Source organism: Paraburkholderia franconis (assembly GCF_009362735.1).
In the GTDB taxonomy this organism is placed as follows: domain Bacteria; phylum Pseudomonadota; class Gammaproteobacteria; order Burkholderiales; family Burkholderiaceae; genus Paraburkholderia; species Paraburkholderia franconis.
The window spans coordinates 17,668-42,222 of sequence record NZ_WHNP01000061.1 but is presented as its reverse complement, the minus strand read 5'-3'; the positions used below and the strand labels follow the sequence as shown (position 1 = coordinate 42,222).

General features: G+C 59.5%; 22 protein-coding genes. 14 read left to right on the top strand and 8 right to left on the bottom strand.

The window, feature by feature from the left end; translation table 11 throughout:
- The 4 genes from GCT13_RS36960 to GCT13_RS36945 all read right to left on the bottom strand — a co-directional run.
- Window positions 1–240, bottom strand: a 240-nt coding sequence (locus GCT13_RS36960; protein ID WP_193727853.1) for a helix-turn-helix domain-containing protein, incomplete at its 3' end; no start/stop codon positions are given.
- Window positions 241–588: 348 nt separating this feature from the next.
- The gene (locus GCT13_RS36955) at window positions 589–774 is read right to left on the bottom strand and encodes a hypothetical protein (RefSeq protein WP_152766850.1); all 186 of its coding nucleotides are present in this window, start codon (window positions 772–774) and stop codon (window positions 589–591) included.
- Between the two features lie 242 nt (window positions 775–1,016).
- Window positions 1,017–1,220, bottom strand: coding sequence for a cold-shock protein (locus tag GCT13_RS36950; RefSeq protein ID WP_087733237.1), 204 nt, complete (start codon window positions 1,218–1,220; stop codon window positions 1,017–1,019).
- Window positions 1,221–1,553: 333 nt separating this feature from the next.
- Entirely contained in the window at window positions 1,554–2,927 is a 1,374-nt protein-coding gene (locus tag GCT13_RS36945; RefSeq protein WP_152766848.1) for a hypothetical protein, read from the bottom strand.
- Between the two features lie 99 nt (window positions 2,928–3,026).
- Here GCT13_RS36945 and GCT13_RS36940 point away from each other — a divergent pair, with 99 nt between their 5' ends.
- Window positions 3,027–3,665: a hypothetical protein gene (locus GCT13_RS36940; protein ID WP_152766846.1), complete on the top strand. Its 639-nt coding sequence runs from the start codon at window positions 3,027–3,029 to the stop codon at window positions 3,663–3,665.
- Window positions 3,666–3,684: 19 nt separating this feature from the next.
- Window positions 3,685–4,353 carry an H-NS family nucleoid-associated regulatory protein gene (locus GCT13_RS36935; RefSeq protein WP_152766844.1) on the top strand — a complete coding sequence of 223 codons (669 nt, stop codon included), beginning with the start codon at window positions 3,685–3,687 and terminating at the stop codon, window positions 4,351–4,353.
- Window positions 4,354–4,842: 489 nt separating this feature from the next.
- Here GCT13_RS36935 and GCT13_RS36930 read toward each other — a convergent pair whose 3' ends face one another.
- The 4 genes from GCT13_RS36930 to GCT13_RS48720 all read right to left on the bottom strand — a co-directional run bounded on the left by GCT13_RS36930 (window position 4,843) and on the right by GCT13_RS48720 (window position 6,644).
- Window positions 4,843–5,310 carry an LPS-assembly lipoprotein LptE gene (locus GCT13_RS36930; RefSeq protein WP_152766842.1) on the bottom strand — a complete coding sequence of 156 codons (468 nt, stop codon included), beginning with the start codon at window positions 5,308–5,310 and terminating at the stop codon, window positions 4,843–4,845.
- Window positions 5,311–5,546: 236 nt separating this feature from the next.
- Window positions 5,547–6,047, bottom strand: a complete 501-nt coding sequence (locus GCT13_RS36925; protein WP_152766840.1) for a hypothetical protein — start codon at window positions 6,045–6,047, stop codon at window positions 5,547–5,549.
- Between the two features lie 106 nt (window positions 6,048–6,153).
- Window positions 6,154–6,390: an ATP dependent DNA ligase gene (locus GCT13_RS36920; protein ID WP_152766838.1), complete on the bottom strand. Its 237-nt coding sequence runs from the start codon at window positions 6,388–6,390 to the stop codon at window positions 6,154–6,156.
- The gene (locus GCT13_RS48720; protein WP_193727852.1) at window positions 6,387–6,644 is read right to left on the bottom strand and encodes a hypothetical protein; all 258 of its coding nucleotides are present in this window, start codon (window positions 6,642–6,644) and stop codon (window positions 6,387–6,389) included. Before GCT13_RS48720 ends, GCT13_RS36920 begins: the two co-directional genes overlap by 4 nt.
- Before the next feature lie 405 nt (window positions 6,645–7,049).
- On the opposite strand from GCT13_RS48720, the gene GCT13_RS36910 reads away from it, so the two are divergent.
- The 12 genes from GCT13_RS36910 (at window position 7,050) to GCT13_RS36850 (ending at window position 24,542) form a co-directional block, all read left to right on the top strand.
- Window positions 7,050–9,143 carry a hydantoinase/oxoprolinase family protein gene (locus GCT13_RS36910; protein WP_152766836.1) on the top strand — a complete coding sequence of 698 codons (2,094 nt, stop codon included), beginning with the start codon at window positions 7,050–7,052 and terminating at the stop codon, window positions 9,141–9,143.
- A 13-nt stretch (window positions 9,144–9,156) separates the two neighbouring features.
- A complete protein-coding gene (locus GCT13_RS36905) occupies window positions 9,157–10,911 on the top strand; it encodes a hydantoinase B/oxoprolinase family protein (protein ID WP_152766834.1) in 1,755 nt (584 codons plus the stop codon).
- Between the two features lie 186 nt (window positions 10,912–11,097).
- Window positions 11,098–12,432, top strand: a complete 1,335-nt coding sequence (locus GCT13_RS36900; protein ID WP_152766832.1) for an MFS transporter — start codon at window positions 11,098–11,100, stop codon at window positions 12,430–12,432.
- A gap of 33 nt (window positions 12,433–12,465) precedes the next feature.
- Window positions 12,466–13,506 carry a porin gene (locus GCT13_RS36895; RefSeq protein WP_152766830.1) on the top strand — a complete coding sequence of 347 codons (1,041 nt, stop codon included), beginning with the start codon at window positions 12,466–12,468 and terminating at the stop codon, window positions 13,504–13,506.
- 203 nt (window positions 13,507–13,709) lie between these two features.
- Window positions 13,710–14,396, top strand: coding sequence for an isochorismatase family protein (locus tag GCT13_RS36890; RefSeq protein WP_152766827.1), 687 nt, complete (start codon window positions 13,710–13,712; stop codon window positions 14,394–14,396).
- A gap of 139 nt (window positions 14,397–14,535) precedes the next feature.
- Window positions 14,536–15,816, top strand: coding sequence for a serine hydroxymethyltransferase (gene glyA / locus GCT13_RS36885; protein ID WP_227747208.1), 1,281 nt, complete (start codon window positions 14,536–14,538; stop codon window positions 15,814–15,816).
- 47 nt (window positions 15,817–15,863) lie between these two features.
- Complete coding sequence (fabF, locus tag GCT13_RS36880; protein ID WP_152766858.1) at window positions 15,864–17,159, top strand: beta-ketoacyl-ACP synthase II; 1,296 nt, start codon at window positions 15,864–15,866, stop codon at window positions 17,157–17,159.
- 81 nt (window positions 17,160–17,240) lie between these two features.
- Complete coding sequence (locus GCT13_RS36875; protein WP_152766825.1) at window positions 17,241–18,575, top strand: MFS transporter; 1,335 nt, start codon at window positions 17,241–17,243, stop codon at window positions 18,573–18,575.
- A complete protein-coding gene (locus GCT13_RS36870; protein WP_227747207.1) occupies window positions 18,572–19,612 on the top strand; it encodes a LysR family transcriptional regulator in 1,041 nt (346 codons plus the stop codon). Before GCT13_RS36875 ends, GCT13_RS36870 begins: the two co-directional genes overlap by 4 nt.
- Window positions 19,609–20,643, top strand: coding sequence for a GlxA family transcriptional regulator (locus tag GCT13_RS36865; protein WP_152766824.1), 1,035 nt, complete (start codon window positions 19,609–19,611; stop codon window positions 20,641–20,643). The genes GCT13_RS36870 and GCT13_RS36865 overlap by 4 nt, the downstream gene beginning before the upstream one ends.
- Before the next feature lie 961 nt (window positions 20,644–21,604).
- Complete coding sequence (locus GCT13_RS36855) at window positions 21,605–23,050, top strand: NAD-dependent succinate-semialdehyde dehydrogenase (protein WP_152766822.1); 1,446 nt, start codon at window positions 21,605–21,607, stop codon at window positions 23,048–23,050.
- Window positions 23,051–23,105: 55 nt separating this feature from the next.
- Complete coding sequence (locus tag GCT13_RS36850; protein ID WP_152766820.1) at window positions 23,106–24,542, top strand: Rieske 2Fe-2S domain-containing protein; 1,437 nt, start codon at window positions 23,106–23,108, stop codon at window positions 24,540–24,542.
- Window positions 24,543–24,555 lie beyond the last annotated feature (13 nt).

Below are 24,555 nucleotides of genomic sequence, written 5' to 3'. Positions count from 1 at the left end.
CTCCTGATCTGCGCTCAGGCTGCGTCCGGTACCCGACGGACGACCGCGAGGCCCGACATCCACGGCACGCCAGCCGCCCGCCTCGTACGCCTTGCAGGCCGCAATCACCGTCGTGGGCGACATCTCGCAACGCAGCGCCACCTCTTTCAACGCTACGCCTTCGATGCGCATCTTCACCGCGCGGCGACGGCGTTCATTCAGTGCCGCCATCGGCAAGGTTCGGGAGTCGATTTTTTCCATAACACTTCCGACCATGTGTTGCGCTCAAAGTTTCAATATTTTATTGCCGGATCAATAACTGACGGGCTGGTCGTCTTGAGGTTTGTTCGACGCCTGCCTATGTCTGGCGACACGGAAGCGCGCGACGGCGCGTGCGGGCAGGCGTTGGAAAAGGACGAATACCCCTGGTCGAAACCTCCCGCGTCTGCGACCGCGACCACGTGAGCTCATTGAAGAGTGCGGCCAGCAATGATTCTTGGGATCTGCGCCGCATTCTTGCGATCGACGGTTATTGGAGACGACACGGCGCGTCCGTCAACGTATCCGGAAATCCACTCCCATACTTCGAAGCCCCAGTACGGGCAGGCTTCAAGCGGTTTGCCCAGACGTCCAGCGAGGAAGCCGTTTTGCCACGGTGTGCTGTTCATCAATCGCCCTTGATGAAAAGTTCGGGGCAGTGTTGCAGCGATCCTTTTCTTGTGTTGTGCGTTGCACCACGAAGATTGTTAATTTAATTTGAGCGCGCTTCATCGCTTTGAGCGCCTTGTCTTTCATGGCGAGAGAGCCAGGCATTTATCGTGGCTTGAGTCTGGGCGCAACAGCGCATAAAAAAACAACCGCCGTCTCCGGGAACTGCGGGCGTTGATCGCTTAATTTATCGCGATGAAGATCTTATCGCTCGTTGCGCGGCTGCATGTGAACGGCCTGTTACTTCGTTCGCGCACTCCTGACACGCCGAACATAAGAAATGTGACCCGCGCGGGGCGGGTTACGCGCCAGGATGATGTGCGTCCCGATTACACAGGCTTGATATTTGCGGCCTGCTTGCCCTTCGGTCCCATCTTCACGTCAAAGCTTACTTTCTGGTTTTCCTGCAATGACTTGAAGCCTTCAGTCCTGATTTCCGAGAAGTGGGCGAACAGGTCTTCGCCGCCTTCGTCCGGAGTGATGAAACCAAAGCCCTTCGCATCGTTAAACCATTTCACTGTACCAGTTGCCATTTTTGAACCTGTAAACGTTGAAAACCGCATTCGCGAACGCGGTACTGCACGGAGCGGCCGCCCGCGACGGAAGACTTTTTACCATGCCGTGATGAGACCTGCCAGTCAGCAGGTCCACGGACAGCACACGGTCTGCTTTCCGGTGACCCTGAACCGGCTCAGGCGCTGGTTGTTCAGGCCAGCGGCGGCTGCATCGGCTCAGCGACGGAATCCGTCGTCGATCGTCGATCCGAAATGGAACTATTTTTCGCGCACCGGGCCCATGCCACCCCGATGCGCTTTTATCGCTTTATGCGTCATGGCACGCGGGGGCTTGGCCCCGCTACCACCGGCTCACAACAGGACCGCTCGCTGCAAAAGTTCCAGCGCTTTCAATTCGTCCAGTCGACCCGTGCGTGCTTTACCTGCCAGTGTCTTGAGCAGTGCTTCCGCTATCGGTTCAATACCGTGAAGATTGTCCAGGCTGGTTACGGAAGAGAATGGGCGCGGTACCGGGGTTTGCTGCGGAAGGGCGGAGGCGGGGAACGACTCACGGGTTGCCGGTGTGGCTGCCGGGGCCTCGCCATCACTTTCTCCAGGTGAGCGACCGGCAAGATCGTCGCGGAAATCACTTACATGAACCTGCGGGCTGACGACGATCGTCTCTTTCTCGCCTGCCACATCCGCCGAAACAGGCGAGAGGTCTTCCGGATCGCCCAGGGCACCCGCTCGCGCGCGCGCCGCGTGCGCCTTCGCATCGACCTTCCCTGGCACGCCATCGTTTGTTGCGGCCACAACCGGCTCGTGTTGTTCGGATACGCGACCGCGCGAAGCAGGCGTAAGCCTACGCGACACCGACTCTGGAATCTCGGCTTCGGATCGCGGCGTATCCAACCAGCCAACTGGCAAACCAAGTCGCTCCGTGAACCGGTTTGCCTCGACGCTGTCCATGCGTTTCTTGCCGTATAGCCGATGGTTCATGTTGGATCCACTCATCGCCATGACCACACCCAGTGTTACTTTCGATCCCTTGCGACTCGTGAGAACGTGGAGATTGGCGCGCCGGATGCTTTCTATCTCGGCGCTGTCGCTTAATGCCAGCGGTTGCTGTTGGGGCGTTTCAGGAGACGTCTTGCGTTTCGACGGCGAAGCTTTTAGCGGCGCAGGTGGTTCCTGCTGTCCGGCCATTTCGCTTCTACTGTTCTTGACGGCTCTGGGTGACCCGCCAGCTGCTTTCCTTGGCATTTGCGCTTCCTCGGACAAACTAAGAAATGGTTGTTGATCGACGTTCAGGGCAGAAGCCGGCTCAGGTGCTTCCGACTCCACGTCGGGTCCGTCGTGCGCTTGAATGAAGTCGAGCGGCGACTTCAGACGAGCGATGGTCTCGGCCGCGAGCGCGGGATTGGGATGGTCAAAAAACCCATGCGGCAACCCAAGCGTGGTTTCCATATGAAAAGCGGTCTCGGGCGTGAACCTTTCGCCCTTCATCAGTTCGGCCACGCGCGTCATGTTCGATTCAAGTGCTATCGCGATATTCTCTGCGCCCACCGCATCGACGAGGAACTGGAACGATCGGGTTTTGAAAATGGAGGCAGTCTGGGTGAAGTCTCGAGGAGGGGGCTTAACATACGGTTGTCCCTGCCGGTTGGGCGGGGATTTTATTTCGTGGCGAGGTTGACGTTGGCCGCTATCCCGGGATCCCGCATATCGCCCGCGGGCTTGACTCATAAGGTAGGGCTCCATGGAATCGTTGGTCTGCTGAATCTTTTCATTATAGACGGGGCTGTGTCGGCATTTGATGTATCAGTAGCGGTGACATAAGCAGCCGTGGACAACTATAACGTACCAGGGGACATCTTTGAACACTCGATTTGCGCGGCCCGGGATCGTGAAAACAACTGCGATCGACGCGTGGCAGCGATGCATCGCATTCGAAAGAGCCAGTTCGCCCTCGGAAGCACGGCCATCAAAGATGGCGCTGCATGCCCGATAAGCACACCTTTCTATATCAACGATATCTTCCGATCCCCCTGTTTGCACCAGGGCCTCCATCGGCTGGTCCTGGTGCGCTCCGGGCATCGGGTGGGGCGTGGATTTATCGCGCGCTGGTTGTGCCGCCTGTTCTACTGGCGCGCACGGCATCCGATGGTACCGGATAGCCCAATCTGTGGCAAACCCGTTGTAGACCGGCAAGGAGGAGAGTCGCGCCAGACCTCAGTGGCGAAAAAGCGGATCGGTGTCAGACACGAAACGAAAGGTGAGCGTTATCAGGATCCCTCACGAAGGCTGCGGCGGTACCGTACGTCATGGTTGCACATAACCGCTTCGCAGTTCATGCCGTTACACTTCGAAAGTGACGACTCTATTCAGACACGAAAAAAACGTGCACCGGGTTTGAAGATTTTCCTGACACGCAGTGGTCACCTCAAATCCACACTGATCCTCACGACGGTTAGCATTATTTAAGACTTGAGCAGGCTAACCGATGAAACGACATTCGATCTCGCCAATCATTCCCTTATCACCCGCGCGAATCTGGCTCTATAATTCAACTACTGGCGCAATGGAGCGCTGTATAAAAAAGGGGGAATACATGGCCACCTTAGCTGCTATCGAACGGCAAATTGCCAGGTTGAAAAGTCAGGCCAATGCGATGGCCAAAAAGCAAGACGGTGCCGTCAAGAAAATCCTTAAACAGATGAAAGTTGCGGGCGTAACGGTTGAGGAAATTGTTGGGGCGAGCGGGGGTAGAGCTAAACGAACCCCAATGGCCGGAAAGCATTCCTCTGCTAACGGGAAACCCGGGAAACTGCCACCGAAGTATCGCGACCCGGTCTCGGGCGCGACCTGGAGTGGTCACGCTCGTCCTCCCGCCTGGATTAAGGATGCGAAAGATCGGTCCAACTTTCTGATCAGTAAGGACACTTCAGCTGTTTCGGTTCAGAAAGCAAAAGCTACAACTGCGCTGAAGCGTGCAAAAAACAAAGGTAGTAGCTCACTCAAACCCAAATATCAGGATCCTGTTTCGGGCGCTACGTGGTCGGGAGCCGGACGACCGCCAGCGTGGATCAGTCAGGCAAAAAGCCGTGACGCTTTCCTGATCGGCGCCACGGCAAAGAAAGCAGGGCGAAAAAGCGCGGCGAAGCCGAATTAACGAAGACACCGCGCCAGTTCGATTCGCGGCGGCAACAGCGTCCGCGCGGCAGCCTGATCTGGTGCCCTCCAAAGGCATCTATTTGTAAGTGACCAGTACCGCCACGGCCCGCCCTTACCAAAGGGAGCCGTAGACGGTGCCGACGCTCATCGAGCGCTTTTGAAAAAGCGGCGAGCCTCGATGGTCCGGCCAAGGCAGACTGCCCGGCTCGTGTTATGCCGACGTTCGACTCGAGAGCAGGCCCTCATCTGGTCGACCCCGCCGTGACCATTGCACATGGTCACGGCGCCAGGTGGCAGCGAGTGACAGGGCATGAACTTTTGGGAGAGGCATCGGCGATAGCCGCGCCTTGGTGACACGCCTTCCGGTCTGCCTTGCACAGGATGCGACTCGGTTGCGACGAAATTGCCATGCATCAGGCGGAATCTAGCGTGATGCGATCGTACCAGAAGAGCCGTACGCGCCGCTGCTGGTCTGGGAGTCGGCGTTTCATTCAGGATTACGTGGCTTCGACGCTGCCTGTCCGGAGAGCGCGTGGCTCGCCTGATCGATCAGCGATTTCGCGGTGCCCACAACAATCGAGCGGTCGATATCGGCGGTTTGCCAGCGACCGCCGCTGTCCTTTGCGAACTGTAGTTCCGCGTGAAGGGTCGTGCCCTCATCGCCAGTCTCATCAGGCCGTAGGACAATGCTGACGTTGCAGGTGAATGCACGGCTACCGCCCGTGCTCCGTTGTTCAGCGCAGTCACCATCGGGCTTCACCAACGCAACCCTGTCAGCCGTCGGCAACGGATTACCAGCGAGCGCATTCAGCCCTCCTTTGTTAGCCGCATCCAGCGCCCGACGTACTGCACTGTCGATGTCCGATGCGTCCGGACCTTCACGCAGCCACCCACACGCTGTCAGAGTCAGGCACGCCAGGGCTAGCGCCACAGGCAAAATATTTTTACTGTCCATCCTTATTCTCAATCCCGGGCAATATTGCCTGCCTCAATTGTCGCATTTTGCCCGGAACGTGCCGGAAGTTAACCCGTCCTCTCGACAGATCGTAGACCGACGACTCCAGCGTAACCCGGTCACCGGCAAGAATGCGAATGTGATTCTCCGCATGCGGCCCGATGCATAAAACAACGACGGTCGGCGGGATGAAACACTAGGTCCCGGTCACCAGTCACCACACCTGGAGCATCTGTTCACTTGCAGCCCGAGACTGGAGGGCTTGCTTTCAGCCGTGCGGCTTCTTTTATTCCCTCCATAAACTGGACGGTCTCATAGTTTCGCACGAGTTTTTCGAAACCGTGGACGATATCGGCTTCCATCGCGAGAAGGCCTTTTTCGCCGTGAAAGTTGGATCTGAAGGCCTGATTGAACCGGTTGCTCAAATAGGAACTGACTTCCTCGATTTTCTCAGGGCTCCCTGAATCCGTGAACAGAACCGAGCTGGGCGAACCAGCGTCATAGAACAGGTTATGCCGCCGCTTGGGCACGAAGTTCGCGGGCCGGTCGTCGGTAATCCACATAGAACCGATAACCCTGATCTTCCCCTTCATGCCCTTGGGCGTTATGAAGGTCCACACCTTGCGCGGCAGCCGCCCTTGAAGTTCAGTCAGCTTGTCGGTATCAGTTCCAAGTGTGCCAATACGCCCTTCGTTTACATCCGATACGAAGTCTTTCCAGTAGTAGAAGATGTCCAAATTTGCTCCGTTCTCAAACTGGCGATCTCAATTCAAATGCCGTGACGGCCAACTGGGGCGAAGCTCGGCGACAAACGCGATACCTCATAGCGTGGACGCGGACACGCTACAGGTCGCTACCAGCAGTCATGACACGGCCGACGGTCTCTACGCGCGCCTTTGTCCAGGACAAGCGCGGGTCTATGGCAGGCTGACAGTCACCTCGCGGCGCCAGCTTGTCGTGACGCAGCCCGAGAAATCTTGCTTCCCGTAGTTCGCCGCGGGGCGTCCATTCATGAAATGATACCTCGACGACGATCTCGGGCTTGAGCTGCGAGATGTCCTGCGGCGTGGCGTGCGTCAAACGCGAGCCTGAAAAAAACGAATCTGCCGGTTGGTCTCTCGCAAGACGTACGCGCCAACCTGCTCGCCTACCAGCGGGCCTATCAGGATATGAACAGTACCGAGGTGTCGCTCGACTTCATCATCGAGCATGTACTCATCCATGACAAGGCATTTCAGGCGTGGAAAACAACGGCACCAAAGGCAGCTTCCCAGACCTGACCACAACGACCGGCGCATCCCGCGTCCGATCTTCGGCCGGTAGCCGGCGAGCATGACGTCACACCGCGCTACGCGGGAGCGAGCGCATCAGGTGTTGTTTTTTCTCTAACGTGACGGCGCCTGACTGGTACCTACGAGTCGCACGATCGGTGCCGATGTCGGCACCGCTTTCACCCTGCGCTCTCTCGGTGTTTACACCTGGCGTCCGTCACGCCACGCATGAATCCTTCTCCGGGAGATATCCACTCGGGCCTGCCAACGTTCACGTCCGTGAATTAATGCGATTTTAGACAATAATCAATGGCAATAAAGCAATAGACAAGCAAATATTGGGCGATCAAATTTCCTGTCAGAGCTTCACGCTTGCATTGCGGCCGACAGGGAGACAGCCGGCCGCGGATCTAAGCGGTCTGTCATCGGGCAGGCCGCATTCATCGATGGTTAGACAAGGAAATGACCATGGCAAGAATCGGAGTCGACGTGGGGGGGACCTTTACCGACCTGGTCCTCGAGATCACCGGTAAGTCTGATCGCGCCGGCGTATTTGTTCACAAGGTGCCGAGTACGCCACACGACCAGTCGGTTGGCGTGCTGCGCGGTGTACTGGAGATTTGCGAGTTGGCGGGCGTGCATCCCCGCGACGTGACGATGATCGTGCACGGCACAACTGTGGCGACCAATATCACCATCGAGCACAACGGCGCCGATGTCGGCATGCTGACGACCCGCGGCTTTCGCGACATTCTTCATATAGGGCGTCACAAGCGGCCGCATAACTTTTCGCTGCAGTTCGACGTGCCGTGGCAGTCGCATCCGCTTGTCCGGCGGCGTAACCGGATCCCGATCACCGAACGCATCATGCCGCCGGACGGCACGGTTGCGATCGCGCTCGCGGAAGACGAAGTACTCGAAGCCGCGCACCTGTTTAAGGCCCGCGGGATTGGCTCGGTGATTATCTGTTTCCTGTACTCGTTCCTGAACGATGCGCATGAGCGTCGTGCGAAGGAAATCGTGCAGTCAGTGTTGCCCGATGCGTACGTGTCCTGTTCGTCCGAAGTGGTAAACGTGATCCGGGAGTACGAACGGTTCTCGACGACCGCGATGAACGCATTTGTCGGCCCGAAGACGGCGCTCTATCTGAACAACCTCGAGAACAAGCTGCGCGAGGCGGGAATCAACGCGCATCTGCGCATCATGCAATCAAACGGCGGTGTCTCGACCGTCGAGATGTGCGCGAAGCGCCCGGTCTCGATCCTGATGTCCGGGCTGGCAGGCGGCGTGATGGGTGGCCGGTGGGCAGGCGCGATGTCCGACGCGCGAAACGTCATCACGGTCGACATTGGTGGCACATCGGCGGATTTCAGCACGATCCCGGACGGACAGGTGAAGATCATGAATCCGCGCGACACATATGTCGGCGCGTATCCTGTGCTGGCGCCGATGATCGATATGGCGACGATGGGCGCCGGCGGCGGCTCGATTGCATACATCGACGAAGGGGGCGCTTTCCGTGTCGGTCCGCGCTCCGCAGGGGCGGATCCGGGACCGGCCTGTTATGGACGTGGAGGAACAGAGCCGACCGTCACGGACGCGCAGGTCGTGTTGGGCCGGCTCGACCCGGACCAGTTCCTCGGTGGCGGCATCAGAATCGATGCTGAGCTTTCACGCCGGGCCATCAAGGAGAAGATTGCGGGTCCACTCGGGATGACCGTCGAGGAAGCGGCACTCGGCATTATCCGCATCCTGAATTCCAACATGTCGCTGGCGATCCGCGCGAATTCCGTCGCGAAGGGTTTCGATCCGCGCAAGTTCGCGTTGCTGCCGTTCGGCGGAGCGGGGCCGCTGAATGGCGTCGCGCTGGCGGAAGCGGTCAGCGCACGCGAAGTCATCGTGCCGCCAGCGCCCGGTATCACTGCGGCCATCGGTCTGCTCGTGACGGATATGCAGTACGAGTTCACGCGCTCGGTGCTGACGGTGCTCAAGGACGTGACGCAAGAGGCGGTCGGGCGGCTCAATGGCGTCATAGACGAACTGACGACCCAATGCCGCACGAGCCTTGAGGACGATGGCGTGCCTGCATACCGGCAGCGGTTTGTACGCATTGCCGAGTGCCGCTACCACGGACAGGGCTTCGAGTTGCGCGCCGAGATTCCGGACGGCGCCGTGACGCTCGAAAACGTCGAGCGGATCAAGACGAACTTCCACGCCCAGCACCGGCGGGATTACGGATGGTCATTCGACGATGTCGATGTGGAAATCGTCACGGTCCGTATCATTGGCATCGCCGATACGCCTGCACTGCAATGGCCGGAGCTGCCGGCAGGGGCGGTTGGCCCTGATGCGGATGCGCTGATGTTCGTGCGCAGAACGACCTTCGACGACGGCAAGACCTACGACACGCCGCGCTACGACCGCAGTCATCTGAAAGCCGGCAACACGCTGGCAGGCCCGGCCATCGTGGTGCAGCGCGACTCGACGACGCTTGTGCCACCGGGCTATCGCGCCCGGGTGGCGGCCAACGGCAATATCCACATCAATCGCCACACTGCCTGACAAGGAGCAGATCATGGAAAACGGACGTGTCGATCCTGTCACGCTGCAGGTGATCAGCGGAGCCCTGCATACGATCGCGGAGGAAATGGGCCATGTGCTGTACCGCATGTCTTTCTCGTCGATCATCCGCGAGTCACAGGACATCGGTGCAGGCCTGTTCGATCTCGAGTTCAACACGCTGACCGAATCGGAAGGTTCACCACTGCATATCGGATCCATACCGGGATACCTCCGTGGTATTGACCGATGCCTTCAGGGCGGCGCATGGGCTGAGGGCGATGTGGTTATCCACAACCACCCCTACTATGGCGCAAGCCATAGCCCGGATCTGTGCATTGTCGTGCCCGTGTTCTGGCGTGGCGAACTGGTCGGCTACGCGGCCAATACCGCGCATCATGTCGACATCGGCGCGGCGACGCCGGGTCTCATCATCGACGTGCCTGACGTGTTTGCAGAAGGCATGCTGTTCGCGGGGATCAAGCTCTATGAACGGGGCAAGCGCAACGAGGGACTCTGGCAGTTTATCAATCACAATAGCCGCACGGCGCGGCAGACCCGGGACGATATCGATGCGCAGATCGCCTCGGCCCAGCTGGGCGCTCGCCGCATGCAGGAACTGCTCGATGCCTATGGCCGCGAAACGGTATTCGGCGCTGCCAACCAGCTGATGGACTACACCGAGACGATGATGCGCAACCGCATTGCAGAGATTCCGGACGGCGACTACTTTGCCGAAGGATTTCTCGACGATGACGGCGTGCATCGGGACAAGCGCTTGCCGATCAAGGTGTGTGTGAGGGTGCGCGGTGACAGCGTCGAAGTCGATCTGACTGGCTCGGCCGACCAGGTCCCGACGGGATTCAATGTGCCGTTTGAAGGTTCGACCAAGCCGGCCTGTTATTGCGCGTTCCGTGCACTGCTGACGGACACGGCGCTCATGGAGGTCGCGCTGCCACCGAACGAAGGCTCGTTCCGGCCGATCTCTGTCGTGGCACCCGAGGGGTCGATTTTCAATCCGATCTATCCTGCTGCGGCCGAGGCTCGTTTTACCCAGTGCAACCGGATGATCGATCTGATCATCAAGGCACTGTCGCCCGTCCTGCCGGAGCGCACAACTGCCGGCAATTCAGCCACCCTCTCGTTTGCGGCCTACTCAGGTCTGCGCCCGAGCGGCGACTACTGGGTGTTCCTCGAGGTCAACGAAGGCGCTTATGGTGGCCGGCCAACATCCGACGGTCCCGATTCTATCGACAACCTGATGGCTAACACCCGCAACAACCCGATAGAAGACCTCGGCATGCATCTGCCGATGGTGTGCGACCGGTACGAATTGCGCGACGACGTGTTGCCGGGCGCCGGCCGCCATCGTGGAGGAATTGGCGTTGTCAAGACGCAGCGTCTGCTGGAAGGCGGCACTGTCACGCACGAATCAGAGCGGCATCTGGATGTGCCGTGGGGTGCCTTCGGCGGTCATGCAGGACAGGTCGGCAAGGTGGAGATCACCGATGCAGAGGGAACGGTCACGCAGATGCCAGCCAAGTTTTCCAACGTGGCATTACCCGCTGGCGGCAGCATGGCCTATTACGCGCCGTGTGGGGGAGGCTACGGCGACCCGCTTGAGCGCCCCGCGGAACAGGTGCTGGACGACGTGCTCGACGACTTTTGCACGCGCGAGCATGCATACGCCGCCTACGGGGTCGTGATCACGCCCGGGCTGACGCTCGACAAGCAGGCTACGCTCGAACGACGCAGGCAACTCCGCGGTTAACAGGAGCGCCTATGCGGCGCGGAGTGAATGCGACGCGCCGCTTCAATACCTTGATGTCCCGATGCTTTCGGGCGAATTCACATTAAATGTAATTAGGAATACAAACTACAACATTGATGAAGAAAGTCATCCAATTCAGTGCAACGTACGTCGTTCAGCCCCATGCATGGGTCGAGGAGAGTGGTGATGAAACGCGAGGAAGCGATGTTGCAGGACATATGGACGCCTCCGGGTGTCGATGCGCGTGATGTAAGCCGGGCGAGCTGGACGGCTTTTTTCGCATGGATCTTCGCAGTCTATGACTTCATTCTGTTCGGCACGCTCCTTCCCGAGATTGGCCGGCACTACGACTGGAGCGAAGCACAGCAGGCCGAAATTGCCACGCTGGTTGCCGTTGGCACGGCGGTCATTGCATTCCTGATCGGCCCCGTCGTTGATCGTTTTGGGCGACGGGCCGGGATGATCACGACGGTCGCCGGCGCCGCGTTGTGTTCGGGGTTGACGGCTGCGGCAGGCGGCGCAGGCCAGGGCGCATTGGTTCTCGTGCGCTCGCTGGCTGGTCTTGGCTATGCCGAGCAGACCGTCAACGCGACCTACCTGAACGAGATGTATGCCGCACTCGATGATCCAAAGATGGAGCGGCGCAAGGGCCTTTTCTATAGTCTGGTTCAGGGGGGCTGGCCCATCGGCGCACTGGTGGCGGCCGGACTGACTGCTGCGCTGCTACCCCTCGTGGGTTGGCGTGGCTGTTTCATCTTTGCGGCATTTCCAGCCGTGCTGATTCTCGTCATGACGCACAGGCTCAAAGAGAGTCCACAGTTTCTCCTGCATCAGCGCATCATGGCAATGCGCCGCGCGGGCGACAGCAAAGGTGCGCGCGTGCTCGCAGATGCGCATGGTCTGGACTACGAAGGACACGGTGGAGCAGGCTTCGGCGCTGCGTTTCATGGACCGGCACTACGCAGCACACTCGTGCTCGGGCTGAGCTTCATGCTCAACTGGTTCACGATCCAGGTCTTCAGCGTGCTGGGGACGACCGTGATCACGAAGGTGCACGGCCTGTCCTTCCAAAGCTCCCTGTTTGTACTCGTCCTGTCAAACGTGGTCGGTTATGCGGGCTATGTCGTGCATGGCTTTGTCGGTGACCGGCTGGGACGGCGCAACACCATCGCCGCCGGCTGGATGCTGGGCGCGCTTTCCTTCATGGGGATGCTGTTCGCCCCGAGCGACTTCCCCGTGGTCGTCACGTTGTACAGCGCAGGATTGTTCTTCCTGATCGGCCCTTATGCGGCCGCGCTGTTTTTCATCGGCGAAAGTTACCCAACGGCTATCCGCGCGACGGGCGGTGCGATCGTGACCTCGATGGGGCCGATCGGCGCAATTGTCGCGAGCGCAGGTGTGAGCGCTCTGCTGGCTCACGGTGGCAGCTGGAAAGAGGGGGCGCTCTATTTCGGCGTATTGCCTTGTCTTGCTTCCGCGGTGCTGGTTCTCTTCGCCCGAAAGCGCGGATATGGCGCATGACGCGGCACACACATGTCACGGGAGCGTCATCTGATGAGATCAAAACACTACATTGCATCGCTTGGTGTGGGTGCACTTCTGGCAGTGAGCTCACATGCGGCACATGCGCAATCACGGGTGGAACTTTATGGGCAGGTGGATGCATGGGCGGGATCACAGCGGTTGCTGGGCAACAGTGGCGCGTGGGTGATCGGCGGTGGCGGGATGTCCACATCGTATTGGGGACTGCGAGGCAGCGAGGACCTTGGTGGTGAATGGCGCGCTACCTTTGGGCTTGAGGCGTTTTTCCGCCCCCAGAACGGTCGCTCTGGCAGTTTCGATGGCGAACCGTTCTTTGGCCGCAATGCCTATGTTGGCATCGGTGGCCCGTATGGCTCCATTGACCTTGGGCGCCTCGTCACCCCGTATTTCGTGACCACGGTGATCTTCAACCCGTTCGTCGACTCCTACACGTTCTCACCGATGGTGCTGCATACGTACGTCGGTGTCGACAATCAGGGGCTGGTCGGCGGTTATGCGTGGAACAACGCGGTGGTCTATCACTCACCGAAAGTGCGAGGCCTGACCGCGGACGTCATCTATGCGCTGGGTAATCAACCCGGTGACGGCAACGCGCACAAGTGGGGTGGGGCGCTCAACTACACGATTGGTCCATTCGCAGCGAGCGTTGCCTATCAGAGCCAGCCTTTTGACACGGTCCCGGGAGACCTCGACATTGTCACACCTGGATTCTCACGTCAGACCGCCCTGCAGGTCGCGGCGAGCTGGGACTTCAACGGCATACGGCTCTACGGTCAGTACCAGCGCATAGCCGACCGCATCACGATGGGCGATCTGACCACGAATGGAGGACAGGTCGGGATCTCGTTACCGCTTGACGGTGGCAATGTTCTCGCGTCTTTCGTTCATTCGAAGACGTCGGGAGGTAACGGAGTCAGCCGCAACACACTGGCGGCCGGCTATGACTACAACCTCTCCAGACGGACCGACGTGTACACCGCGATTCTCGCGGACCGCGCGACTGGTATGTCGTCCGGATTGACGTACGGCGTGGGTATTCGAAGCCGGTTTTGATGCCGAAACGGAGTTGTGCCACGTCGCAACGCGTGCCTGGCGCACCCTTATCCATTCATAGGATGCCGTTAATTGATGCTTTCCGTGGTAACAATAGAGGCTGAATTGTAATTGGACGATCAATAATTTCCTTAATATAGTTCGCAGTGCCAACACGAATGGCACGTACAGAATCTGCAAATCCTTACCGGAGGTAATTCGAGATGAACGCAAGTTTGAATGACATGCTGGCACAAGCATTCGCCCAGGCAACCGAACTGTACCAGGCTCGCGGCTTTCAGCGGCGCGTCGGATTTGGCAAGAAGCCAGCGCTGATTAATGTCGATCTGGCTAACGCGTGGACCCGCCCCGGCAACCCGTTCACGTGCGAAAAAATCGACGAGGAGATCATTCCCGGTGTGCAACGACTGCTGGCGGCATGCCGCGCAAACAATCATCCGGTGGTTCACGTGACGACCTGCTATCAGGTCACTGACCGCAAGAATCCGCACACCGACATGGGGCTGTGGCACAACAAGATTCCGGTGGATGTGGTCAACCAGGCTGACGAAAATCTCTGGGCGATCGATTCGCGTATCGCACCAATCGAGGGCGAACAGGTGCTCATCAAGAAGCGCGCGAGTTCGTTTCACGGCACCTATCTGGCCGGCTTCCTGCGCGCCGCGGGCGTCGACACGATCCTCGTGACGGGTGTGACTGCGTCGGCCTGCGTGCGCACCACACTGTGCGACGGTCTGGCGGAAGGCTTCCGCACGATCGCGGTACGCGAGTGCATCGGTGACCGCGTGCCGGGCGCCGTCGAGTGGAACCTGTTCGATATCGACGCGAAATTCGCCGATGTCGAATCGGTCGATCGCTGCGTCGACTATCTGAAGTCGGTGAAGGGCTAGTCTGGACAGCGTCGGCCGCCAGCGGCAGTTCACCCGAGCGACAGACAGCGCTCAGGGTGGACCGCCGGTACGCGGGCAGCAATACATTGCGACTGCGCGAATGATGGGGCAGGCGACAACGGAACTATCGGAGGTTGAATTGTTTAACGACTTGCAGTCGATCAATGAATTCGATCCGGAACTGGGTGTAGCGCTGGAGCAGGAGCGTCAGCGGCAGGAACAGCACATTGAACTGATCGCATCCGAGAACTATGTGAGTGTCCGTGTGCTCGAGGCGCAGGGTTCCGTGCTGACCAACAAGTATGCGGAAGGGTATCCGGGCAAGCGTTACTACGGCGGTTGCGAATACGTTGACCGGGTGGAGACGATCGCGATCGAACGGGCAAAGAAGCTGTTTGGCGCGGACTATGCAAACGTGCAGCCACACAGCGGATCCCAGGCGAATGCTGCCATCTATCTGGCGCTACTGACCCCGGGTGACACGATTCTTGGGATGAGCCTCGCGCACGGCGGCCATCTCACGCACGGTGCGAAAGTGTCGTTCTCGGGAAAGGTGTTCAACGCTGTGCAGTATGGCGTCAACGCGCAGACCGGCCTGATCGATTATGACGAGCTTGAGCGTCTCGCGCTCGAGCACCAACCCAGGATGATCGTGGCCGGCTTCTCGGCCTATTCGAGGGTGCTCGATTTTCCACGGTTTCGCGCCATTTCGGATCGCGTCGGCGCGTGGCTGTTCGTCGATATGGCGCACGTCGCCGGACTCGTGGCTGCTGGCCTGTATCCGAACCCCATGCCGTTCGCCGACGTGGTTACCTCCACAACGCACAAGACGCTGCGCGGTCCACGTGGTGGTCTCATTCTCGCCCGCGCGAACGATGCGATCGAGAAGAAGCTCAACGCAATGGTCTTTCCAGGTACCCAGGGTGGGCCGCTGATGCATGTGATTGCGGCAAAGGCCGTCGCGTTCAAGGAGGCACTCGAGCCTGCCTTCGCGCGGTATCAAATCCAGACTCTGGCCAATGCGAAGGCAATGGCTGCTGTGTTCCAGCAGCGGGGCTACGAGATCGTGTCGGGAGGCACCGATGATCATCTTTTCCTTGTGAGTCTGGTGGGGAAGGGCATTACTGGAAAGCAGGCTGATGCTGCGTTAGGCGCTGCCCGCATCACGGTCAACAAGAATGCGGTGCCCAACGATCCGCAGTCACCGTCTGTGACAAGCGGGATCCGGATCGGCTCGCCCGCCATCACCACTCGAGGCTTCCGCGAGGCCGAGTCGGCCTTGACGGCAACGCTGGTGTGCGAGGTGCTGGATGCGCCCGACGATCAGGCCGTGATCGCAAGAGTTCGCGGTGAGGTCGCATCGCTCTGCCGACGTTTCCCTGTGTACCAGGCGGCGTCGGCCGAAGACTGTCGTGTATAGGCGGCGGTCGCGCACTGATGAAAGTGGACGCAGACAGGGAGAAAGCAATGTGGAGGGACGTTGGGCAATCGGGTGTCAGGCGTGTGGCCGTGACGGGGCTCGGTCTCGTGACGCCACTGGGAGTGGGCGTTGAACACGTCTGGTCAAGGCTGTTGAGAAGTGAATCGGGTATCGGTCCGATCGACCGTTTCAACGTTGATGACCTGCCGTGCCGGATCGCGGGTCTCGTGCCCACCGGTTCGTTTGACAGTGGCGGGTTCGACCCGTCCGAATGGATTGGCAGCAAGGACCAGCGAAAAATGGATCGCTTCGCGAGGTATGCGATGTGCGCGGCCAGTCAGGCGCTGGATGACTCGGGATGGCGACCGCAAACTGACCGCGAACGGGAGCGCACCGGCGTGCTGGTGGGTTCGGGTATCGGTGGCCTGCCCGGTATCGCCGAGGCAGCCGTGGCGCTTCATGAACGGGGGGCTCGGGCCGTTTCGCCGTTCTTCGTTCCGTCAAATCTGATCAACCTTGCGGCGGGACATATCGCAATCGCGCATGGCCTGCGCGGACCGACGCACGCGGTCGCGACCGCGTGTGCCAGCGGTGCACACGCGTTGGGTGACGCCGCGAGAATGATAATGTTCGGCGATGCCGACGTGATGGTCGCCGGTGGCGCTGAAGCGGCGGTGTGCCGGATCGGCATTGCGGGATTCTGCGCTGCCCGGGCATTGTCGACTAGCTTCAACGACGATCCGCGCGCGGCGTCGCGTCCCTGGGACAGACGTCGCGATGGTTTCGTGATGGGTGAAGGTAGCGGCATGGTTGTGCTGGAGGAATATGAGCACGCGATGCGACGGAGCGCGCGCATCTACGCAGAGCTGGCCGGCTACGGCCTGTCGGGAGACGGGTTCCATATCGCGGCGCCCCCGGAGGATGGCAACGGTGCCGTACGTGCCATGTCTGCAGCGATCGGCCGCGCCGGCATCACGCCAGATGCGATCGACTATGTGAACGCACATGCGACTTCGACCCAGGCTGGCGACGAGATCGAGCTGCGTGCAATCGAAACGGTCTTCGGCACGCACGCAACGGGATCCTTGTCTGTTTCGTCGACCAAGTCCGCGATGGGGCATTTGCTGGGTGCCTCGGGGGCGGTAGAAGCGATCATCTCGATCCTCGCGTTGCGTGACCAGATTGCGCCTCCCACGCTGAACCTGAACGATCCGCCGGACGACTGTCCAGCCATGGATCTCGTCGCGAACACAGCAAAACCACGCCGCATCGGATTTGCATTGTCCAACTCGTTTGGTTTCGGTGGAACCAACGCGGCACTCGTATTCGCGGGGCCGCATTGAGTCGCCGTGGCGCCGTTTTGCTGATGACGTTCGGCGCAAGCACGCACAGGGACACCTGAGATGTCTTGAGAGGAGAAAGGGATGGACGGGAATGCATGGCAGGGAGCTGCAGTTGAAGACGACGCGCACGCGCATCCCGCTTCGGCGGTCGATGCGACCTTTCGCAAGGTGACGCTGCATCTGATTCCGTTTTTGTTCATATGCTACGTCGCGGCCTATCTCGACCGGATCAATGTGGGATTTGCACAGCTGCAGATGAGGCAGGATCTGGCCTTCAGTGACGCCGTCTATGGGCTGGGCGCCGGAATCTTCTTTGCGGGTTACTTTCTGTTTGAGGTGCCGAGTAATCTCCTGCTCGAGCGGGTGGGCGCCAGAAAGACGCTGGTTCGCATCATGCTGCTGTGGGGTGCGACTTCAGCCTGCATGATGTTCGTTCAATCTCCCGCGATGTTCTATGTGATGCGCTTCCTCCTTGGCGTATTCGAGGCGGGCTTTTTCCCCGGCATGATTCTCTACCTGACCTACTGGTATCCGGCAAACAGGCGCGGACGGGTCATGGCGCTATTTCTGACTGCGGTAGCGATTGCGGGCGTCGTCGGCGGGCCAGTGTCGGGATGGGCTCTTAATCATCTTGATGGAGTGCGCGGCCTTAAGGGCTGGCAATGGCTCTTTCTGACGCAGGGACTGCCGTCCTGTGTACTCGGTATCGCCGCATTTTTCTACCTTGACGACCGGCCCCACCAGGCCCGTTGGCTGAGTGCGACTGAAAAAGCCATCCTGCGCGACTCGGTGCAGCGCGACCAGGGTGCCTCGCTGGTTTTCCAGCGCCACTCGTTTGGTGAGGCGCTGAAGGTCGCGCGCGTGTATTCGATGGCGTTCACGTGGTTCACGTTCATCTGTGGCGTGTATGCGATTAGCTTCTGGCTGCCGTCCCTGATCAAAGGAGCGGGTGTGTCGGACGCGTATTCGATCGGTATGCTCTCGGCCATTCCGTATTGCGTGGCAGCCTTGACCATGGTGTGCATCAGTCGGCATTCCGATAGGGCGGTCGAGCGCCGATGGCACGCAGCGATCTGCGCGGCCATCGGGGCGATCACGCTGGCGGCCATTCCGCGAGTGGCCGGCGATCTTGTGCTGTCGCTCGCGGTCGTGAGCGCCGCGACAGCTGCTATTTTTACCTTGCAGCCGCTTTTCTGGGCTATCGCGACCGACTACCTCGGCGGAACGCGTGCGGCGGCCGGAACGATCGCCTTCATCAACAGTCTGGGGTTGATTGGCGGATTCGTGAGTCCCACCATCCTTGGCTGGGTCAAGTCGATGACAGGAAGCCTCGCGAACGGTCTGTATGTCGTCGCTACACTGCTGCTCGCCGGAGCGATTGTCACGCTCAGGTTTCGCAGGAGATCAGGCGTATGATGCCGGCAGAGGCGCGACAGCCTGTGCCGCGCATCCGTGAACAGATCAAGGGAGCCGCTGGCGGCATCATGCGTATCGACGTTCATCACATCCGGGCTTTTCTTGCTGTCGCCGACGCACTTCAGTTCCGGGTCGCTGCAGAGCGGCTTCACATTACCCAACCGGCGCTGAGCCGGATCATCAAGGCGTTGGAGGAAGCCGTCGGTGCAAGTCTTCTGACCCGGACGACCCGCAGTGTGCAACTGACAAATGCTGGACGTGTCTTTGCAGAGCATTGCAACCTGGCGCTGGCGCATCTGGACCAGGCCGTGACGCTCGCCCGGCGGGCCGAAGCCGGTAACATTGGCCACCTGCGCATTGCGTACATGGACTTCGCAATCAACGGTGCGTTGCCTTCGATCATCGAGGAATTCAGCAAGAAATTCCCGCTGATCAGCATTGACCTTGTGCACATGCCGAGCACGACGCAGAAAGAAGCGATCCTCAATTCGACCATCGACATCGGTTTTATGATCGGGCCTTTCTCTGCGCAAAATGTGGAGAGCATGCCATTCGGGCGTGAAAAGATGGTCGTCCTGCTGCCCGTTGGGCATCCGCTGACGAAGAAAAACGCGCTGCGCCTGAGTGAACTTGCGCATGAGCCGTTCGTGCTTGGCACTCACCAGTCGTGGGAAGCGTTTCGCAATCACTTTTTCTCCATGTGCCACCGGTCGGGATTTTCGCCCGACATTGCTCAGGAAGCTTCGACCAGCGACGGGATATTCGGGCTCGTAGCCGCGAACACGGGTATCAGCATCTATCCCGAGTGCGTCCGGAATATTCATCGCAGTGGCCTCGTCATCCGGCCACTAAGCGATCAGGATACTTCTCTTGAAGAAATCGCATGCTGGCGCAGCGATGCGCAGAATCCCTCAACGGAAGCTTTCGTAGGTGAGCTTTCACAGTTGATCGGTGCTCGGGAGCGGGTTCGCACGCGACGTCAGGAACCATCTGAGAACAGGTTGTACGGTTCACATCGCGATGTGCCTGCCAAATGAACAACCGAAGGGGAGACTCGGGAGCTGGCACCAGACGGCAGATCCGTTTCGGGATCGTCCTTTTGGCCAATTTCACGCTCACGGCGTTCTCCGGATTCGTCGATCTGTTACGCCTTGCAAGCGACGAGGGCGACTCCAGCAAACCGGTCCGCTGCGCATGGAGTGTCATCGGCGAAACGTTGACCCCGGTGAGGGCAAGCTGCGGCATTCAGATCGCGCCATGGACCACATACGACGACGCGGGTGTATTTGACTATGTCGTCGTGGTAGGCGGCCTGTTGCATTCGGGGCCGCCCGCCAGCGAGGCGACGCTTCAATTTATCCGCCGTGCGGCGGATGACTCTGCCACGATTGTCGGAATCTGTACTGGCGTGTTTGCATTGACACGTGCCGGCGTCATGCGCGGGTACCGCATCTGCTTAAGCTGGTTCCACTACTGGGACTTTGTCGAGCGCTTCCCCAGGGTCGACGAAAGTTCCCTTGTAGCCGACCGCGTGTTTATGATTGACCGTCGGCGTATAACCTGTTCGGGCGGGCGGGCATCCATAGATGTCGCCGCCGCCATTCTTTTGCGTCATATTGATACATCCGCTGTGCAGAAAGCATTGCGCATTCTCCTGGTAGACGACGTCCAGAAGGGGAATGCACCGCAACCGCATCCGCCAGGTCTGAAGCCGGCCGCTCATCCCAAGGTGAAACGGGCGATTCTATTGATGGAGCAGCACATCGAGCGGCCATTGAGCCTGCATGAACTGGCGCGGCGACTCGAAATGTCGCCTCGCCAGCTTCAAAGACTTTTCAAGGCTGAAACAGGTGAGGCACCGCTGACATACGCGCGTCATATCCGTATCCGTACAGCTGCCTGGTTGTTGACCAGTTCCGACAGGACGGTAGCGCAGATCGCCTCGACCTGCGGCTTTTCGGACGCGTCTCATTTGGGCCGCGACTTTCGCAAACAGTATGGAATGTCGCCCAATGCCTACCGCGTCTGTGGCGTAACGGCTGTCGAGGCGGTACCGGTTGCGAACTGAATCTCAGGGTCGACCAGGCCAGCGGATGACACGCGATCCGGATCTTTCGTTTTCGGCAACTCGCCGCTTCGTTATGGCGCGCATCGGGATCACCCGGTATTTATTCTGTTTGCACGCGGAATCAAGGGACCGCTCCAAGCGGCACCTGCGTTGTACTATTTTGTCTCGTGGCGATAACGGTGGGCCGGGAATTTTGTTGGACAGTCACAGCGCCACCCATTTGACGGTTGAATTGGCGTAAATCAAATCGATATATAATAGGACTACTACATAGCGTGGTTTTATGCGCAGGCGTCTTGTTGACGCGTCATATCTACGAATTGCGTCTGGAGCATTCATTTGCTGGCGCCCGGATGCTTGCGCGCATGCCCAGGCGTGAAGGTGCGTTGCCGCGAACCGGGAACGGTAATGCTCGCGTCTCCAGCTTCTTGTTCGCGTTACCCCAGTTCATGCAGCAGTCGACTGTTTCGCGATGCCGCTCGTCGTCTTCCGTGTGCAGGTATAGGCTGGTGGTGTTCAGCGAGGTGGCCAAGTTTGTCATGGATCGTCCGCAGGTCGGCACCGCCATCAGACGGTTACATGTACGGTCCTTCTAACTGTCGCATACGACGCGAGCAATGTCAGCGACAGAGAGGCCACTTCGACTATGGGGCGTTGTCTCCCACCATGTCATCCGTTTCGCCGTTGAGCTGATCGGTCGAACATTTTGCTGACCTTACAGGAAGCGTTTCCTAACCAGGGTTTCTCCCCGGCGGGGATCGGGTTGTCGGACTAACTATATAGGACTATAGTTTACCCAACTTAACGCTCCCGCTGGAGACTGAACCATGAGTACCTTGTACCGGCGCCGTTTGAGCATCGGCTCTCTCTTTTACCCCTGCGACCACTCGGTGATGCCCGCGTGCCGGCGGGGAAGAGAGAGAGCTTGCCATCCGGTCTGTCTGCGCGGGAGGGTCTTCGTATGAACGACGCCTACCCACAGGATCTTGGCCTGCTAATCAACGGGGAATGGCACAGGGGCGGACGTAACGTCCATGTTGTGACTAATCCGGCCACTGAAGCGCCCCTCGCGGAACTGCCGCTTGCGACCGAGGCCGATCTGGATGCAGCGTTGCATGCCGCGCAGCGCGGCTTTCATATCTGGAGCGCGATGTCTGCGCACCAACGTGCTCGCCTGATGATGCGTGCGGCGCAGCTGCTCAAGGAACGCAAGGAATCAATCGCCCGCGTGCTGACGCTTGAGAACGGCAAACCGTTGGTCGATTCCCTCGGTGAACTGGACCGCGCAATCGAGACGATCGAGTGGACGGCGGAAGAGGGCAAGCGTACCTATGGCCGGGTGATGGTGCCGCGGTCGCGTGCCTTGTCTGAGATGACTATCAAGCGGCCTGTCGGGCCAGTCGCAGCTTTTGCGCCGTGGAACTTCCCGGTGGTACTGGCCGCACGCAAGGTCGCGGCGGCGCTGGCAGCCGGTTGTTCCACCGTGATCAAGCCGGCCGAGGAGACGCCCGCGTCGTGCATTGCTCTCGCACAGGCTTTCACAGACGCTGGCGTTCCCGCAGGCGTAATCAACATGGTGTTCGGGGTGCCAGCACAGGTATCGAATCATCTGATAGCGTCGACGACGATCAAGAAGGTGTCGTTCACCGGGTCAGTGCCGATCGGCCGCCTACTCTGCAAATTAGCTGGCGAGCAGTTGAAACCGGTGACGATGGAATTGGGCGGCCACTCGCCTGTGATCGTGTTCGATGATGTCGATGTCGAACGCATCGCCACGATGTGCGCGGCGTTCAAGTACCGCAACGCCGGACAGGTGTGCCTGTCGCCAAACCGGTTCTACGTGCACGAGCGCATCTATGACGCGTTCGTAGCGCGCTTCGTGGCCGCCGCGCAGCGCATCGAAGTCGGCGACGGTTTGCGGCCGGGCACGAAAATGGGACCGCTGAACAACGTGCGACGTCTCAGGGCGGCAGAAGCCTTCGTCGAAGACGCGTGCGCACGCGGAGCGCGGATCGAAACAGGCGGGAAGCGCGTTGGGACGCGTGGCTATTTCTTTGAGCCCACCGTGCTCACCTGCGTTGACGAAGGTGCATCGATCCTGAATGAAGAGCCGTTCTGCCCAGTCGTGCCGATCATGCCGTTCGCCACGACAGAAGAAGCGATTGCCAAGGCCAACGGCGTCGAGTTCGGTCTCGCAGCCTATGCATTTACCGACTCGCTAACGCGCGCCTCGCAGCTCGTCGAGTCCCTGGAGGCCGGGTGGCTAGGGATCAACAGCTTCACACCGTCCCTTGCGGACGCGCCGATTGGTGGCCTTAAAACCAGCGGCATTGGCTACGAAGGTGGTCCCGAAGGCCTTGACGCCTACCTCCACACGAAATACGTCAGTCAGGCCTCGTTGGTCTGACTGCGTCGCAAGACGCAACCCTCACGCGAAACCCCTACTTTTCATGAGGAGCATCATGAGCGAAACGATGAAGCCCGCCGTCATCAAACATATGCCGTTTGGCGGCTACTACCGGCGTGGCGAACTGGTTCCGGACACGGAACTCACGTCCACCGATCCCGGCACGCCAATGGGCGAGTACATGCGTCGCTTCTGGCAGCCGGTGTGCCTGTCAGAGGAACTGACGGACCTGCCGAAAGCGATCCGCATTCTCGGCGAAGATCTCGTCGCGTTTCGGAACAGGAAGGGCGGGGTGGGCGTGCTTCATCGGCATTGCAGCCATCGAGGCGCTTCGCTGGAATACGGCATTGTCACCGACGAGGGCATTCGCTGTTGCTACCACGGCTGGCATTACAGCGCAGACGGCACGTTGCTCGATACTCCCTGTGAGCCGCCCGAGAGTCGCCTGAAGGAAACGGTCTGTCAGGGCGCTTATCCGGCATTCGAGCGTGACGGCCTCGTGTTCGCCTACTTTGGACGTCCTGACGAGAGGCCTGAGTTTCCAGTCTTTGACAGCTATGTGCAGCCTGGAGGTACACGGCTCGTTCCGTTCTCGAACGTCTATCCATGCAACTGGCTGCAGGTATTTGAGAACATCATGGATCATATGCACACCGCGGTGCTGCATAACCACATGACCGTTGAAGGCGTGGACGATGAAACTTCAGCTGGCGTCTCGCTCGATGGCTTCGGCGACATGCCGGTAATGCAGTGGGAGGCCACTCGGGGCGGCAACGGCATGATCTTCATTGCTTCGCGGCGTTTGCCCGAAGACAAGGTGTGGGTGCGCATTACGGAAATGGTGTTTCCGAACTTTCTGCAAATCGGTTCGCTGGTGCCGACCGCAGCGCGCGAGCGTCACTCGACGACGGCCATGACGCGCTGGCAGGTTCCCGTCGACGACACGCACATGATCATTTTCGGTTGGCGCCATTTCAACGATGAGGTCGATCCGGACCATCTCGGCAGCGCGGAGGATTGTGGAGTCGACAAGATCGACTTCCTGGTCGGACAGACCGGCAACCGTACGTACGAAGAGGGCCAGCGTGCGCCGGGTGATTGGGAGGCGCTGGTGAGTCAACGCCCGGTTGCCATACACGCGGGTGAGCATCCTGGCAAGTCGGACATTGGTGTCTACATGTGCCGCAAGCTTCTACGTGAGGGCGCGCGAGGCCTGTTGCCAAAAGATACAACACGTACCCGGGCGCGGGCCAATGGCGACACGCTACCCATGTACGCGCAGGATTCCGTCCTGACCGTCCCGAAGAATGCAGACGACCGCGCGTTGCTGCAACGTGTCGGCAAGCTGGTATTGAGCATCCTCAAGGAAGCCGACGATTTGCCGAGCCACGAGCGTGATGCGCACGTACGCAGGCGACTGGATGAAATCGACGGCCAGGGCGAAGGCTTCGTCGTGCAGTCTGTTGAAATCGCCGCGGCATCGGGCCGCTAGTCGTCTATCGAAG

What these genes read in the sequence shown, in the direction of transcription:
- GCT13_RS36945 (WP_152766848.1), bottom strand. Translation starts at nt 2,927, where the DNA reads ATGAGTCAAGCCCGCGGGCGATATGCGGGATCCCGGGATAGCGGCCAA.
- GCT13_RS36910 (WP_152766836.1), top strand. Translation starts at nt 7,050, where the DNA reads ATGGCAAGAATCGGAGTCGACGTGGGGGGGACCTTTACCGACCTGGTC.
- GCT13_RS36890 (WP_152766827.1), top strand. Translation starts at nt 13,710, where the DNA reads ATGAACGCAAGTTTGAATGACATGCTGGCACAAGCATTCGCCCAGGCA.
- GCT13_RS36875 (WP_152766825.1), top strand. Translation starts at nt 17,241, where the DNA reads ATGGACGGGAATGCATGGCAGGGAGCTGCAGTTGAAGACGACGCGCAC.
- GCT13_RS48720 (WP_193727852.1), bottom strand. Translation starts at nt 6,644, where the DNA reads ATGCTCGCCGGCTACCGGCCGAAGATCGGACGCGGGATGCGCCGGTCG.
- fabF (WP_152766858.1), top strand. Translation starts at nt 15,864, where the DNA reads ATGTGGAGGGACGTTGGGCAATCGGGTGTCAGGCGTGTGGCCGTGACG.
- GCT13_RS36855 (WP_152766822.1), top strand. Translation starts at nt 21,605, where the DNA reads ATGAACGACGCCTACCCACAGGATCTTGGCCTGCTAATCAACGGGGAA.
- GCT13_RS36865 (WP_152766824.1), top strand. Translation starts at nt 19,609, where the DNA reads ATGAACAACCGAAGGGGAGACTCGGGAGCTGGCACCAGACGGCAGATC.
- GCT13_RS36950 (WP_087733237.1), bottom strand. Translation starts at nt 1,220, where the DNA reads ATGGCAACTGGTACAGTGAAATGGTTTAACGATGCGAAGGGCTTTGGT.
- GCT13_RS36905 (WP_152766834.1), top strand. Translation starts at nt 9,157, where the DNA reads ATGGAAAACGGACGTGTCGATCCTGTCACGCTGCAGGTGATCAGCGGA.
- GCT13_RS36930 (WP_152766842.1), bottom strand. Translation starts at nt 5,310, where the DNA reads ATGGACAGTAAAAATATTTTGCCTGTGGCGCTAGCCCTGGCGTGCCTG.
- GCT13_RS36895 (WP_152766830.1), top strand. Translation starts at nt 12,466, where the DNA reads ATGAGATCAAAACACTACATTGCATCGCTTGGTGTGGGTGCACTTCTG.
- GCT13_RS36870 (WP_227747207.1), top strand. Translation starts at nt 18,572, where the DNA reads ATGATGCCGGCAGAGGCGCGACAGCCTGTGCCGCGCATCCGTGAACAG.
- GCT13_RS36955 (WP_152766850.1), bottom strand. Translation starts at nt 774, where the DNA reads ATGAAAGACAAGGCGCTCAAAGCGATGAAGCGCGCTCAAATTAAATTA.
- GCT13_RS36935 (WP_152766844.1), top strand. Translation starts at nt 3,685, where the DNA reads ATGAAACGACATTCGATCTCGCCAATCATTCCCTTATCACCCGCGCGA.
- GCT13_RS36900 (WP_152766832.1), top strand. Translation starts at nt 11,098, where the DNA reads ATGAAACGCGAGGAAGCGATGTTGCAGGACATATGGACGCCTCCGGGT.
- GCT13_RS36850 (WP_152766820.1), top strand. Translation starts at nt 23,106, where the DNA reads ATGAGCGAAACGATGAAGCCCGCCGTCATCAAACATATGCCGTTTGGC.